Annotated in this window: 18 protein-coding genes; 3 read left to right on the top strand and 15 right to left on the bottom strand. The window is 46.1% G+C overall.

Features of this window, described 5'->3' with window-relative positions:
* On the bottom strand, positions 1 to 369 hold a 369-nt coding region (locus ISF27_RS11850; RefSeq protein WP_328701617.1), incomplete at its 3' end, for a type II toxin-antitoxin system PemK/MazF family toxin.
* 251 nt (positions 370 to 620) lie between these two features.
* Here ISF27_RS11850 and ISF27_RS11855 point away from each other — a divergent pair.
* Complete coding sequence (locus ISF27_RS11855; protein ID WP_407926089.1) at positions 621 to 1,202, top strand: type IV toxin-antitoxin system AbiEi family antitoxin domain-containing protein; 582 nt, start codon at positions 621 to 623, stop codon at positions 1,200 to 1,202.
* Positions 1,199 to 1,744: a nucleotidyl transferase AbiEii/AbiGii toxin family protein gene (locus tag ISF27_RS11860; protein ID WP_194611703.1), complete on the top strand. Its 546-nt coding sequence runs from the start codon at positions 1,199 to 1,201 to the stop codon at positions 1,742 to 1,744. The genes ISF27_RS11855 and ISF27_RS11860 overlap by 4 nt, the downstream gene beginning before the upstream one ends.
* Positions 1,745 to 1,919: 175 nt before the next feature.
* Here the strand turns inward: ISF27_RS11860 and ISF27_RS11865 are convergent, their stop codons facing one another.
* The 13 genes from ISF27_RS11865 to ISF27_RS11925 all read right to left on the bottom strand — a co-directional run bounded on the left by ISF27_RS11865 (position 1,920) and on the right by ISF27_RS11925 (position 11,788).
* Positions 1,920 to 2,600, bottom strand: a complete 681-nt coding sequence (locus tag ISF27_RS11865; protein ID WP_194611704.1) for a DsbA family protein — start codon at positions 2,598 to 2,600, stop codon at positions 1,920 to 1,922.
* 31 nt (positions 2,601 to 2,631) lie between these two features.
* Positions 2,632 to 3,510 (bottom strand): radical SAM protein, encoded by an 879-nt coding sequence (locus ISF27_RS11870; RefSeq protein ID WP_194611705.1) that lies wholly within the window; start codon positions 3,508 to 3,510, stop codon positions 2,632 to 2,634.
* 101 nt (positions 3,511 to 3,611) lie between these two features.
* Positions 3,612 to 3,926, bottom strand: coding sequence for an ArsR/SmtB family transcription factor (locus ISF27_RS11875; RefSeq protein ID WP_194611706.1), 315 nt, complete (start codon positions 3,924 to 3,926; stop codon positions 3,612 to 3,614).
* Positions 3,927 to 4,031: 105 nt separating this feature from the next.
* On the bottom strand, positions 4,032 to 4,259 hold the full coding sequence (locus ISF27_RS11880) for a thioredoxin family protein (protein WP_194611707.1): 228 nt from the start codon (positions 4,257 to 4,259) through the stop codon (positions 4,032 to 4,034).
* A gap of 58 nt (positions 4,260 to 4,317) precedes the next feature.
* On the bottom strand, positions 4,318 to 4,716 hold the full coding sequence (locus ISF27_RS11885) for an arsenate reductase ArsC (protein ID WP_194611708.1): 399 nt from the start codon (positions 4,714 to 4,716) through the stop codon (positions 4,318 to 4,320).
* Positions 4,717 to 4,728: 12 nt separating this feature from the next.
* Positions 4,729 to 5,727 (bottom strand): permease, encoded by a 999-nt coding sequence (locus ISF27_RS11890; RefSeq protein WP_194611709.1) that lies wholly within the window; start codon positions 5,725 to 5,727, stop codon positions 4,729 to 4,731.
* Entirely contained in the window at positions 5,727 to 6,767 is a 1,041-nt protein-coding gene (gene arsB, locus ISF27_RS11895; protein ID WP_194611710.1) for an ACR3 family arsenite efflux transporter, read from the bottom strand. Before arsB ends, ISF27_RS11890 begins: the two co-directional genes overlap by 1 nt.
* 98 nt (positions 6,768 to 6,865) lie before the next feature.
* On the bottom strand, positions 6,866 to 7,186 hold the full coding sequence (locus ISF27_RS11900) for an ArsR/SmtB family transcription factor (protein ID WP_194611711.1): 321 nt from the start codon (positions 7,184 to 7,186) through the stop codon (positions 6,866 to 6,868).
* Positions 7,187 to 7,699: 513 nt separating this feature from the next.
* Positions 7,700 to 8,608 carry a radical SAM mobile pair protein B gene (locus ISF27_RS11905; RefSeq protein WP_194611712.1) on the bottom strand — a complete coding sequence of 303 codons (909 nt, stop codon included), beginning with the start codon at positions 8,606 to 8,608 and terminating at the stop codon, positions 7,700 to 7,702.
* Complete coding sequence (locus tag ISF27_RS11910) at positions 8,596 to 9,285, bottom strand: radical SAM mobile pair protein A (protein ID WP_194611760.1); 690 nt, start codon at positions 9,283 to 9,285, stop codon at positions 8,596 to 8,598. Before ISF27_RS11910 ends, ISF27_RS11905 begins: the two co-directional genes overlap by 13 nt.
* Positions 9,282 to 9,719 carry a radical SAM mobile pair system MarR family transcriptional regulator gene (locus tag ISF27_RS11915; protein WP_194611713.1) on the bottom strand — a complete coding sequence of 146 codons (438 nt, stop codon included), beginning with the start codon at positions 9,717 to 9,719 and terminating at the stop codon, positions 9,282 to 9,284. Before ISF27_RS11915 ends, ISF27_RS11910 begins: the two co-directional genes overlap by 4 nt.
* Positions 9,720 to 10,086: 367 nt before the next feature.
* Positions 10,087 to 10,779: a hypothetical protein gene (locus ISF27_RS11920; protein ID WP_207727451.1), complete on the bottom strand. Its 693-nt coding sequence runs from the start codon at positions 10,777 to 10,779 to the stop codon at positions 10,087 to 10,089.
* Between the two features lie 16 nt (positions 10,780 to 10,795).
* Complete coding sequence (locus ISF27_RS11925) at positions 10,796 to 11,788, bottom strand: SIR2 family NAD-dependent protein deacylase (protein WP_194611714.1); 993 nt, start codon at positions 11,786 to 11,788, stop codon at positions 10,796 to 10,798.
* A gap of 258 nt (positions 11,789 to 12,046) precedes the next feature.
* On the opposite strand from ISF27_RS11925, the gene ISF27_RS11930 reads away from it, so the two are divergent.
* Positions 12,047 to 12,592 carry a TetR/AcrR family transcriptional regulator gene (locus ISF27_RS11930; RefSeq protein WP_207727452.1) on the top strand — a complete coding sequence of 182 codons (546 nt, stop codon included), beginning with the start codon at positions 12,047 to 12,049 and terminating at the stop codon, positions 12,590 to 12,592.
* A gap of 477 nt (positions 12,593 to 13,069) precedes the next feature.
* Here ISF27_RS11930 and ISF27_RS11935 read toward each other — a convergent pair whose 3' ends face one another.
* Entirely contained in the window at positions 13,070 to 14,242 is a 1,173-nt protein-coding gene (locus tag ISF27_RS11935) for a type I restriction enzyme HsdR N-terminal domain-containing protein (RefSeq protein ID WP_194611716.1), read from the bottom strand.
* Between the last annotated feature and the right edge of the window lie 13 nt (positions 14,243 to 14,255).

The raw sequence follows: 14,255 nt of genomic DNA on the forward strand, positions 1-14,255 counted from the left end.
ATTCTGATAAGATTCTTTGCTGAAGATTGCCTTTCTGGCCTGACTGATGCTGTTCTGTTCCATCAGGACTGACCCCATCAGCCGGATCAGCGAGGCTTCATTTTCACTGAGTCTTCCCAAAAATGTATGAAGTCTATGTTTATCAATCGTATCAATCTGTTCACCCAGAACCATGGATACCCTCTTCAGAAAAAAAGCATCCTGCAGCACATAGTGTGATGCCAGATGCACTTTCTTCAGATTTGAGGTTAACGGTACCATGGTAACCGTTGGAAAATATACACATCCCCAATCGTTTTGCATGATCACGACAGGTCTGAGTCCTCCCTGTTCTGATCCAAACGGATTGCCAGGATAGGCCAGAAACACATCACCCCGGTGGTATATTCTTTCGTTGCCACCGCAGGATGGGAAACCCCTCCTACAGTTCCAATTTCAGAGTCAGTGAAAGCTGAATTTTAGCGCCTGAATCGACCGGTCACCGTCCTTTATAAGACCGGTACGATCTCCGATTCACGCCAGCTGTATTTTGATTATTTTCTGCTATTAATTTTATTTGCCGAATTTAGTTGAAATAATTCCCGGAATGATGTACACTCCGGGACAAGGAGGTGATGATTGTGATCGCGCTTGAAGCAGATCAGAAATACTACACGACCAGTGAACTGAAAAACATGGGCTATTCTTACTACAAGATCGGCCAGATGGAAGAAAACGGTCAGCTGCACCGCATCAACCGGACCACATACGAGAATCTCTCCTATAAAGGTGATGAGAATGATTTCATCAACGCTGCTGCGTATGTTCCGGACGGTGTGATCTGCCTGATGAGTGCCGCCCGATATTATGAACTTACGAATTTCCTGCCAGACGTTGTCGATGTTGCGATCGACCGGAAGAAAAAAGTCAGTACTCTTCCCGACTGGCCGGAAATCAGGATATTCTATTTTGATCCTTCCCGTATGGAAACCGGTGTTGCACAGATCGCGGAAGGCGGCGATTCATTCCGTATCTTTGACATTGAAAAGACCGTCGTTGATATCATCTACTACCGCAATAAGATCGGCATTGAAGAAACATCAGAGGTGCTGCGCAACTATCTGAAAAGGAAGGATCGTCAGATCGACCGGCTTTATAACTATGCCAAAATGCTGCGGTGCGAAGCTATTGTAAGAACTTATCTGGAGGTGCTTGTTTCATGAACGCAGATTCCGTAAAGGCAAGACTGAAGAATTTCGCTGTCAGCTCCGGCTGCACGTTTCAGGATGCTCTCGTCTATTACGGGCTTGAACGGACGATCTACCGGATCTCGGTATCTCCGTATGCCGGCCACTTTGTTCTGAAAGGCGGCATCTTTCTGTACGCAATCTTCGACAGGAAGTACGAGCGGGCCACGACAGATGTTGACCTGCTGGCCAGACGTATCTCAAACAGCGCTGAGGAAATGAAAACTGTCTTCCGTGATATCTTTGCCCAGGACACCGATGATGCTCTTGTTTTCGCTCTTGATTCCATTACAGCGGAAGATATCACAGAATTCAAAGAATATCATGGACTGCATATCTCAGCGGTCGCATATCTTGACCGGACCAGATGGAACTCGTTCTTGAAAAAGAAAAGAGCTCTGATTCCGGTCTCAATGAATGATGCTATATCCCGGATCAGAACATTTGTAACGCCCCTTCTTACTCAGCCCAGTGTGCCAGTCACTGAATGGGATCCGAACGAGGGATGCTGGAAATAAACCATTATCAGTGAATCCCTCTGTGCCTTGCGGTTGGATTCTGTTTCTTCCAGCAGCAGATATTCTGATTCCGTAATCTTTCCTGCTTTATGCAGCTGATTCAAATACGACAGCTGCAATGCATACCGCAGCATCCGTTCCATCCCTTCCAGTAAAATTTTCTCCTTCAAATAGCTTATGAACAACCTGTGCCGTCGATATTACAGGCAACGGGCGTATTGTCTCCATCATTGAAGATCCCGCCCTTTTCCTTAATGATATTCAGATTTTCCTCTAAATCATTGAGGGTAATCGCACTTCCTTTTAAGTCATAATGCTTCCCATTGATTTCAAGAAGCAGCGTCGGGAAGGATGTGACTCCTATTTTTCTTGCCTCATAAAAGTCCGGATGGTACTTGCCCTCTTCAGAAATACGGATGAACTCATCTGCGATCTTGTCTGCAGGAAGGTCATAGGATTTGGCGATTGATCTGATCGTCTCCACGTCAGAAAGTGATTTACCATCCAAATAGAATGCTTCATGCATCTTTGACGCAAGATTAACATGTTCTCCTTTAGGTAAGAAGCTCCTGAGAACTCCAAATCCTATTGCGGCATCATTCGAGTCAGGAACCATACTTCCCGTCTCTAACAGGTTCAGATATGGCTTGCCGAATTCCACGCCAAACATATCCGCAATTCTTTTATTCGTATCACTCATATACGGAAATGCCGAAAGCGGATGACCGTCCATAAATAATCCACCTGATAACGCCGTTACTTCCAATTCCGGATGTGCTTCAATAAACGGTTTAAGAATTGTTTCAAACCCATAGCACCATCCACAATAGCTGTCAAAAATATAATACACTTTCATCTAAATACCGCCTTTCTGATTTTTATCCTGGTCACAGGCTTCTCATGCTGTCTCTTCGCATCCGCAATCGCTCTTCTCCCTGTTCGTCTGCACCCTGTTTGAGCATCGCCAGTATCTTCTCTTTGTCCTCCGGAAGATGTCCATATACCGGCATCATGTTGGAGACATTCGTCGCATCCAGCAGAGTGTGGATATCAAGCGTCTTCACAAAGGTATACAGTTCCTGTATCTTCTCTGTCTCTGTAGACTCTACGAACTCACCTCTTCTTACTTCCTCCATAAGCGGTGTGTCAGGGAAGATCGAGAGCCCGGAAGCCAGTACTCTGACGGGCGACAGGTGGTTTAACACTTCTGCTGTTTTGACGGCATGCCCCATACCATACGCATGACCTCCCAGCCCGTATAAGAAGATGACAGAATAATGCATTCCCGCCTCATCCATCTTGGAGAGCTGTTCCACTATATCACTGGCATGATAGCCCTTGTTCATCTTATCGAGGACAGCATCATCGCCCGACTCGATCCCGAATACGATCATGTCGTATCCCATCTCTTTCAACGACTTCAGCTCACCTACAGACTTGTTCCTTACACTATCCACTCGGCCATATCCGCCGACGGAAACACCCCAGGGCAGGTATTCTTTTATCAGGTCCATGATTCTTTTAAGCCTGTCGTAGCTCAGCAGGAACGGATCTGCCCCCTGCAGAAAAATCCGCTTTACCTTCCATCCGGAATCCCGGATCTCCTGAAGATCCTCCCGTATCTCACTCTCCGGAGATACGGAAAAAGGTGCTTCCTTGTAAAAGGTGCAAAAGCGGCACTTATTATGCGAACAACCCGACGTTACTTGTAAAAAACAGGAACCAGCCTCATAAGGCGGTCTGACGATTCCACATGAAAAATGCATACGAATTCCTCCTCGTTTCTATATATCCTTATATCTCGCTTTGTCGATATGTAATGATTTAAATTAAACGGGATCTTCATCCCGCCTAATCTATGCACAACTTAAATTTCATGACCGAAGTAGTCTGCCAGTGCAGCGAGGGTCTCTTCATTCCGTCTGTAATATGTCCATTTTCCGTGCCTTTCGGAAATAAGCAAGCCTGCTTTTTGCAGCATATCTAGGTAATGAGATACGGTTGACTGTGATATCCCGGCTTTGTCGCGGATGCTTCCAACACACACACCGCCTTTCAGATCCACCACATCATCAAAATGTCCTCCCTGCGGCGGAAAGTTTTTCTCCGGTTCCTTCAACCACTCAATAATACTGAGCCGTGTTTCATTTGATAGTGCTTTAAAAATTTCAATCTTATCCATGCCTTTATTATATCTATCTTTCGCGATATGTCAATGCTTATCAGCAAAAAAACGGCTCCTCGCCACTGAACCCAATCAGTAGTGAGGAGCCTTATCCTTTTTTGCTTACAATAGTTTCTCTACATCCTTTGCCTTCAGCACTTTTCCTGCAGAAACAATTTTGTCATCAATCATAAGGGCGGGCATGCTCATCACCCCATATCCCATGATTTTTTCCATATCGGTGATGTACTCAACCTCAGCATGAACTCCCTTGTTTGCTACCGCCTCTTTTACGGACTTCAAAAGTGCCTCACATCTTTTGCAGCCACTGCCTAAAACCTTAATATTCATCTTTCTTATCCTCCTTCAGCGAAAAAGTTATTGAAACTGTTTTAGCTATATACGTAATTTATTGTGCCAGATGCTGTGCAAGCTCTACAATTTTCGTATGGATTTCCCGGATTGTCCCGATAAAAGCTTCATCACCAGCTCCCGTTGGATCCTCAAGCCCCCAATCAAATCTCTCTGTGCAGGGAAGAAACGGGCAATGAACATTGCAGCCCATCGTGACAACCACATCTACGGGCGGGATATCGGACAGAAGCTTACTGTATTGCGTCTTTTCCATATCAATGTCATAGATTTGCTTCATCAGCCTCACCGCATCCTGATTGATCTGCGGCTCTGGTTCTGTTCCGGCAGAATAGCTCTCAAAGACATCGGGCGCAAGATGTCTGCCTAATGCTTCGGCAATCTGGCTGCGACATGAGTTGTGAACACAGATAAATGCCACTTTTGGTTTGTTCATTGAAATTTTCCCCTACACCAGTAAGTACGCTATGGCATTGAAGCCGTATCCGACAATGATGATGCCCACTGTGCAGATGGCTATAAATGTCGCTAAGAGTTTTGGCTTAATAGCCTTTTTCAGCATGATGAGGGACGGAAGGCTGAGCGTGGTAACCGCCATCATAAAGCTGAGAATCGTACCGAGCAATGCTCCCTTTGCCAAAAGTGCCTCGGCAATCGGAATCGTGCCGAAAATGTCTGCGTACATGGGTATGCCGACAAGCGTGGCGAGTATCACACCGAACGGATTATTGTCGCCGAGAACGGTTTCCACCCAGCCTTCGGGAATCCAGTTATGGATCACCGCGCCGATAGCCACGCCGACAAGGATATAAGGGAACACTTTCTTAAAGGTGGATGCAACCTGATCTCTGGAATAGAACAGCCGATCCTTTACGGTAAGATTTGGAGACTCGATATCCACCTTGCTGTTGTTATTGCGGATAAAATCAGCAATCTGGTCTTCCATGTGCAGGTGTTCTATCAACGTCCCGCCAAGGACGGCGATGACAAGTCCCAGCACTACATACGCCACGGCAATCTTCACGCCAAAGATACTGACGAGAAGCACAAGACTTCCCAAGTCCACCATCGGTGATGAAATCAGGAAGGAAAATGTCACCCCAAGCGTAAGCCTTGCGCTCGTAAAGCCCATGAAGATCGGAATGGAGGAGCAAGAGCAGAAAGGTGTCACCGTCCCAAGCAGAGCGCCTACAGCATTTGCTCCTATTCCATGAAATCTTCCCATGATCTTCCTGCTCCGCTCCGGAGGAAAGAAACTCTGAATGTAAGAAATCAGAAAGATCAATACACAGAGCAATACCGTGATTTTCATTGTGTCATAAATGAAGAACTGTATACTGCCGCCAATCCGACTATCTACATTAAGTCCGACCATGAGCAGCAACTGCTCAATCAGGGCATTCAACCACTTCATCCCAAGGATCTGATCCTGAATAAAAGTCCACATTACGCAAAACTCGCTTTCGTTTTGTTTGCTATTCGCACTAACAGGAGCATGACGGGTACCTCCGTCAGAACGCCTACAGTGGTAGCGAGCGCTGCAGGGCTTGTCGTACCAAATAGTGCAATTGCCACTGCTACAGCAAGCTCAAAGAAATTCGATGCGCCGATCAACCCGGCAGGAGCCGCAATATCATGCGGTAATTTCAGCAGCTTGCTTGCTCCATAAGCGATAAAGAAGATCAAAAATGTCTGAATGGTCAGCGGCACCGCGATCAGCACAATATGAAGTGGATTAGACAGAATCACCTCTGCCTGTGAACTGAAAATAATAACCAGCGTCAGCAGCAGACCTATTGTTGTGGCATTGTCGAACTTGTGGACAAACGTGCTCTCAAAGTAATCCACACCTCTTTGCTTCGTGATTGTTATCCTCGTGAGGATGCCGCCCACAAGCGGAATCACAACGAACAGAAAAATGCTGACGAACAGAGTACTGTAGGGAACAGCCACATTGGAAACACCCAAAAGGAATTTTACAATCGGAACAAATGCCACCAGAATAATAAGGTCATTGGTGGCCACCTGCACAACCGTATAAGCAGGGTTTCCATTTGTAAGCGTACTCCACACAAACACCATCGCTGTACAAGGAGCAGCTCCTAAAAGCACTGCCCCCGCAAGATACTGTGTGGCCAATTCCGAAGGTATGAACGCTTTGAATACGACAAACAAAAACAGGTAAGCAATTCCATACATAGTGAAAGGCTTGATCAGCCAGTTCGTCACCCATGTGACCAGAAGTCCCTTTGGATTCTTCCCAATCTGTTTTACGCTCTGAAAATCTACTTTCATCATCATAGGGTAGATCATGACCCAGATGAGAACAGCGATAGGAATCGAAATGCCGGAAATCTGAAATTTGCCGAGTGTGGCAGGAATGGCCGGGACAAAATGCCCAATCAGTACTCCTATAGCCATGCAGAGCAGTACCCATACCGAAAGATATCGCTGAAACGTATTGATTGCCTTGTTTTGATTGTTCATGACCTCAGCTCCATTAGTTTGATACATTGAAATATCTCTATGTTTACGGCCTTTATAGAGGCACTCCCAAAGGACTGCCTATGAATAACAAATATCGATTACTTCTTTCCTTTACATTCGCAGGATACGCTGCTGTCTGTTTCACAGTCGCATCTTGCGTAGGAAGCTATCATTTCCCGGAAATCTTTGACGCCGTCTGCGGAGATGGAGTAATGCATCCATTTTCCCTCTTTGTAGTAATCAACAAGGCCGCTGTCTGCAAGAATTTTCATGTGATGCGAAAGAGTCGGCTGCGTGATATTCAGTTCCCTCAGCAGATCACATCCACACTTCTCTCCATGCTGGAGCGCAAGCATGATCGCAAGACGGTTCTCATCTGTGAGTGCCTTGATTTTTTTGACGTCTTCTCTGAATCCCATGATTTTCACCTCCGGGAGATGTACATATTATATCGAATACATTCATAGTTGTCAATGTACGAATGTGGTATTGTTTCAAAAAGCTTTTCGCCTATGATGGTAGTGTGGAAGCCTTTTTCCAACATCTATCTCACAGCCACAACTACCCAACATCTAACCTGGCAACGGGGCATAGTGACATCTATCGTGGCAACTCAACTCTCACACTTTTTGAGCCGGATTGCCCGTGAATAAGTTACCGAGAAGCGTTTGCTATGCTCGATGCCACATTTGCCTGATTGCCCGAAAACCGTAGTATTACTGGGCTTTCGCGGCTATTTTCCTTCGACTCTTGACATCAATACTACCGTCTCAACATGCCCCGAGACAGTGAGAAACATAATCACGTCGGTTCTTGCTGTCTGGGAATTGGTCAAGGTAGGAACATGCTATTCGGAAATTGATCGAAAATATGATGTTGCTCCATTACCTTCAATGATATCAGCGACATTGCAAAACACATTGAACTGGAAGTTAGCGATTTCTTTTTCCGGTATTCTCTGTCCCACGGATTTCCTCATGATAGAAATAATCTACGATCACCGGATGCCCCTGCGGGACTCTGCCATAAGGCATTTCATTATCTACAAAAGCACAATCATACTTCTTAGCCATTTTCTCAGCTTTTACTTCAAGTGCTTCAAAGTAGCTGCGGTTATGCTTGTTATAGATCTCGTCGTAAAGTGGTGCCAGATCAGGATATTTTCCGGCGATATAATCCATAATTGTCTTTTTGAAACCGCCTCGAAGATTGAGATTTTCGAGCCAGAACAGATCGCACTGATCCTTTACCCGATCAAAGATTGCTTCAAAATCCGTGATACCGGGGAATACCGGGGATACGAAACAGACTGTACGGATACCTGCTTCATATACCTGCTTCATAGCAGAGATACGGCGCTCAATGCTCGAAGCAGAGTCCATATCGTTCTTGAAATTTTCATCTAGTGTGTTGATCGACCATGAAACGGTTACACGTCCAAGCTTCTTCAGCAGATCAATATCCCGTACCACAAGATCCGACTTTGTGCAGATCAGAATATCTGCGTCACTGCCGATCAGCTGCTTCAGAAGTTTTCTGGTATTCCCGAATTGCTCCTCCTGTGGATTGTAGCCATCTGTCACAGAACCGATGACTACCCGCTGTCCGGCATATTTCTTCGGATTTTTAATTTCCGGCCAATGCTTCACATCAAGGAAAGTGCCCCATTCCTCCTTGTGCCCGGTAAAGCGCTTCATAAAAGAAGCATAGCAATACTTGCAGGCATGTGTACAGCCCACATAGGGATTGACCGAGTAACCGCCTACCGGCAGACTAGACTTAGTCATGATGTTCTTTGTTTCCACCTCACGAATGAGGATTCCATTTATTACTTCTGCCATGATTTCTGTACCTCTAACACTTTATTAAATTCTTCCGGCATTTCCTGAATCATATTTTCATCCCCTATGATAGGGACAAGGTCTTCCTTCATAAACACCGGAATGCCGAGCTTATGTGCCTGGTCCGCCAGAGACCATGCCCATTCCGGCTCCGTTTGAATCTTCCTGCTCTGAGCTCCGGTCATGGTGCCCACAACGATCCAATTGATTCTGGAAAGGTCAACTGTGCCGGGATCGTCGAATAACGGCTCAAAGGTAACATGGTAATGTTTTGCTCTGACATTTTTCCGAATGGCGTCGATACGCCACAGTTCTGCTTTCCTCGTCACCGTAACGCCAAACCATGCGTTTTCCAGATCGGTATCAAAATCCAGCAAATCAGGTCTCTTGGTAAGGAACAGGAACTGATGTTGTGGATTTTCACGGATCTTTGCAAACACCTCGTCTCTCCATTCCGGCTTCCATCCAGAGAGATCGCTCATGCCGGTGAGAAGAAAGTTCTGCGGACGTTTCTTTTCCATCATCCTGAGTTTGCCTGGAAAGAACTCAGGATCAGAGAAGTCATCAATCATATGCCAGCGTTTCACATTGTTGCGGGCATAGCAATATGTACATCCCACTTTGCAGCCAATGACGATATTCATGTTCTGAATCTGATCTTTGATACAAATACTCATGACTTCTGCCACTCCTCAAGATTCTTTCTGATGCGGTCGAGGTATTCCTCAAACTGGGTAATTTCTTCCTCTGAAAATCCTTTGTAGTAAATACTGCCCATCTCATCAGATACAGAATCGTACTCGCCCTTTAAGGCATGTGCTTTCTCAGTCAGAAACAGGAGTGTTTTTCTTTTGTCCGTTTCAGATTGAACACGGCTTATCAGCCCTTGATTTTCCATTCTTTCCAGCATCGTAGTAAGAGATGTTATCGCTAATCCGCATTTAGTCGAGAGTGCCCTGATAGAGATACCATCCTCCTGCCACAGAACATAAAGAATACGTCCCTGGGCTCCATTAAACGCATCAATATTCTTTTCACTGAGAATCTTCTCGAAAATCCGGTCTCCAAGCTGTTTTATTTTGGTGACAAGAAATCCTCCATTCATGTCCATATAAAAGCTCCTATATAGTAGTTTATTAAAAACCTACTATATAGGAGCTTTATTGTCAACAATTTATATGTCTTAATAGGTAAATTCCGATTTCACGGCCAGTTCGACCGCGCTGTTTTCTTCCTCGGCAGACTCTCCTCCGCCTCCCTTTTCACATAGGTCAATTCTGATTTATATCTTGGAATACCTATCTTGTCTTCTTCCAAGTGGCTTTGAAATCCTTACCATTTCATCTGTATATTATATCCGAATATCCTGCAGGTCCTCCGGGACAAAAGAAGAAAATGCCAATTGCCCCGAAAGATTCTCCCTGATTTTTCCGGATCGTCCATTTGATTTCATAGTCTGTAACCTCATGTTCAGGCTCTCATTCATTCAAAAGATTCCTTAAGTTTTCTCCGATATCACCTGTCAGGGCTACTGTCCTGTCTGCCAGCGCATCCGGAATGTTGATTTCTCCCGGCATATTCATCGTAATGAACTTCCAGGAAGGATATTCCGCTGCCATTCCCATCGTCGGGGCTTTGATCAGCTGGTTCCGGCTCCCAATGCCAAGCTCAAAGAGCAGAGCATTCTGCCCGGAATACTCCTGAAGAAATGCGTAAAATCTCTGCCGCTGGCCGTTCCACTCCTCAGACCCCTCCGTAAGGCCTTCGAAGTTACCTTCCACTTCGAAGATTCTGTCCCGGTCAAAACCATTCATCTGAAAATGCGCGTCGCCGTTACTGGTCACGATAAAATATGGTTTATTCCTGACAATTGAAAGCAGGTTTTTCATTACCTCACTGCCATGGTAGTCGTCAATTAAATACTGATGAACCGTCTGCATATATTCCTCATGATCGGCCGCCGTCATCGGCGTGAACACACCGCGGATCAGGGAGTCCAGGCCGTACTTCTGACGGAACTTCCCAAAGTACCTTCTGAACGACCCATCATCCGCAAAAATATGATACCCCTCCGCAATGGAAAGCCCGTTGCTCGCCGTAATCAGAATGGCGTCCGTGTTTTTCAGCCAGTCTTTTGCCTCTTTATAATCGTTTACTTTATATTCCATCATCTTTCACCCTCTACGATCATACAGCTGTGACTTTCTTCTCCATTTCACTTCTTACATCCTCCAGCACTTTCCCAATATCGGCCTGGATAGCCAGTCCCCTGTCTTCAATTGCCTCCGGCAGGAACGCATAATCCTTGTTCACAGAAATATACGTCGTCTGTGGCAAACTGTTCACCAGTTCCCAGAACGGCTCCTGGATGAACATCGGTGTGAGTCTTCCGACGCCGAGTTCCAGGAAAAGAATCTTCTCGTCCTTATGTGCGAGGATATAATCCGAAATCTTCTGATATTCCTCTTCGTACTTCTTTCCGGTCAGGAAATTCCCGTAACCCCGGACCCACGGAAACGCCTCAGCGCCGCAGTGCGGGCAGTGCGGGATCAGTTCCTTCGGCACTGCCGTGCCGTCACCCATGGCATCGATCATCTCCTGCACCGGTTTCACGGCATCCCATACCTCATCCGTGCAGCACCTGGAGCACTGGAAGAAGCGATGGTCGCCCTGAATCTGGGCGACTGTAGACTCCGGATACAGCTTTACGAACTGGGTGTCCTGATTTGTGGTCAGTACAAAGAATTCTTTATCCGCGAGGACCGCATCCAAATCCAGGTACGGCTTCCGAACCTCCGCATGCTGGGTGGTATGCAGGAATGTTGCCATATATCCCCAGAACTCCTCACGGGAATCCCAGTGGGCAAACGCACCGGCAAAAGCACCTTTGAATCCGTATTTCTCCGCATACTTTCCGAAATATTTCCGGTAGGAGGCGTTGTCTTCATAATAGAAATCCCCGCCGCCTGCCGCGGAAAGGCCGGATGCTCCTCCGATGATCACGCAGTCCGCGTCCTTCACTTTCTGAACAAAATCCTGAATCTGCTCTTCATAAGGGAGCGGCTCTTTCTTTGTCAGCGGAACCACAGTCCTGCCGGATGCATATACGTTGTAATATCTGGAATAATTGCTCATCTGTACTTCATTTACAATCTGCTCATAAAAGGTCATGATTTTCATTCCTCTCTCATTTTTGATTCTGCGATACAAGGCTAGCGACAGTTTATTGACACCCTGTCTATAAACTAATATACTTAAATTTGGAAAAATGAGAAGAACACATTCTCTCAAAAAGAATAACTCCCGTACAGAATTGCAAAACTGTACAGGAGTTTCTCATGATCTGGAATATTCGATTGCAGATATCAGAGAAAGACGGTGAATAAAATGAAGTCACCAAATCAGAAAAAGACTGACCGAAGAACGTTATACACAAAGATGGTCATCAAAGACGCGCTTCTGGAACTGAATAAAGAAACCGCCTATGACAAGATCAATGTCACTATGGTCTGCAGGCAGGCTGAGATTGCCCGTGCTACCTTTTACCTGCATTTTGACAGCCTGGATGAAGTACTGGACAGTGTCATCGATGACGCCCTCCTCTTTTCAGAGAGCGGCTCCGGAACGGTTGTTGATGTACTCGATATTATCCGCAGCGGCAGGTCAGATGTGCTCCGTGAGAACGAAACCGTCCTGCCCGCCTGCCAGCGGATCGCTGATTCTGATAAATATCATCACTTGTTTATGGACGTATCTGTCAGCGACCATATCATCCAGAGGATTGCCGCTCATGAGCATGACAAAGTTGTCCCGGATCTTATGGCGCATACCGGCCTCGCCACAGATGAAGCCGAGATGCTTTTTAAGTTCATCCTTAACGGATCTTTCGCTGTAAACAGGAGCCTTGGCTGGGAGAAAAATGAACGATGGTACCGGTACCAGCAGATCCTTGGCAGATTTATTAATGCCGGGATAGAGAGATAATCACATCGCCACTTCTGTTACCATCCCCGCCTTCATGGTAAAGCGCATTCTGTCCGGGAAGACTTCGATCTTTTCAACGAAGTCTCGGACAGAAAACGTGGCATCCGCCTCTCTTCTCAGAAAGACGGATGCCGCAGAAATGGCTTAAACACGGGCTTTTTCGGCCCTCTTTCAATTTGTTCTTGTTAGCAGAGCCACCGTTTCCACATGCCCCGAGACAGTAAGGAACATAATCACGTAGGTTCTTGCTGTCTGGGAATTGGTCAAGGTAGAGACATGCTGTTCGGGAATTTGTCAGAAATATGATGTTGCTCCATTCGTCTTAAAATCCGATGCGCCGTTCACAAAATAGACCATCATAGGTACCAGGAGAAACTCCCAAACTTCAATAACCTTACTTCCCGGATGATGCGGTTCGATTCCTCAAGGAAAGCCGTGTCACCGGGATTAAATTTCTTAGCCATAGACACCTCATATCTACTTTCTGGCTTTCACGATCTCTCTGAACTCATCCCGCACAATGGAATATGAGATAAGATTTACCACCAAGTCGATAACATCCGGCTCATCCAGTCGGAGCAGATGGTCAGCTGTGATACTGCCCAGGTAGTATTTGCCCTCTGTTAATATCTTCGGATACCGTCTGCTGACCATTTCCCGCAGTTCTGATTTCTTTCCGCTGCCGATACGGCCTATTGCGATCCTGCCGTTGTGATAGAATTTGACCGTTTTGCCCGCTGCCACAGCATCCTCATCTACTGACATCTGAAGGGCATGGTGGGAAGTCTTTTCATCATCGTGCGCCACGCAGATAATGGTCCGCGGATAATTGGTGGTGATTCCGATTGAAAAAATCTCCGTGTTGCCGTCTATGCTGACGAGGAATGAACGATAAGGACCATAGTACTGTCCTCCTGAGGCATTGCCATAAGTCAGCATCCTAACACCGTAGTCCTCCAGCAGTTCAAACATGCCATATTTCCCAGTCGGCATTTTTACCCTTACATCAAGCAGCCCTTCCCAGAGGTTAAAAACCGGAAGTGCCAGTTCCATCGGTGTATACTTGCTGATACCCGTATAATAACCGTCCTCATCTTCAGCGAAGGCACTGCGCAGTTCTTCTTCAAGTTTCTCAAATGGAATCCGCTCCGGCACTACCTCCTGCTCGACAGGAGCACAATCGCCAGTCAGCATATCGGCATATTTCGGCAATTTCTCTATCTGAACATATTGCTTTTTAGTCTCATCGTATTTATAGCAGAACTCACGGTCACCATTGATCAGCAAGGTATAGATACTGCCCCAGGCGTCACTGTAATCAAGTACCTGGTTCATCGCCTTCTCATCCAGCGGAACCTTCTCCGCTTTACATTCAATGACCGTCAGAGGGAAAGCGTCATTGTCCTTGTTTTTTCCAAGCACTACGATATCTGCTCTGTCCCTGGATTTCAGTCCATAATGGGAAAGATGCTCCTCAACCTGCACCATCCCCGCAGGTACTTCCAAAACATCAAGAAGATATGAAATCACCTTCTGTCGAACTGTTTCTTCCGGGGTAATGTATATGAGCCGCTTTCTTATCGGATCGAAATAGCAATCCCGTCCATTCCTTTTATATATTTTCGGCAGCTTTGCCTTTGATAGATCCAACTACTCCGCCTCC

This window comes from Clostridium vitabionis, assembly GCF_015351765.1.
GTDB classification, from domain to species: domain Bacteria; phylum Bacillota; class Clostridia; order Lachnospirales; family Lachnospiraceae; genus Clostridium_R; species Clostridium_R vitabionis.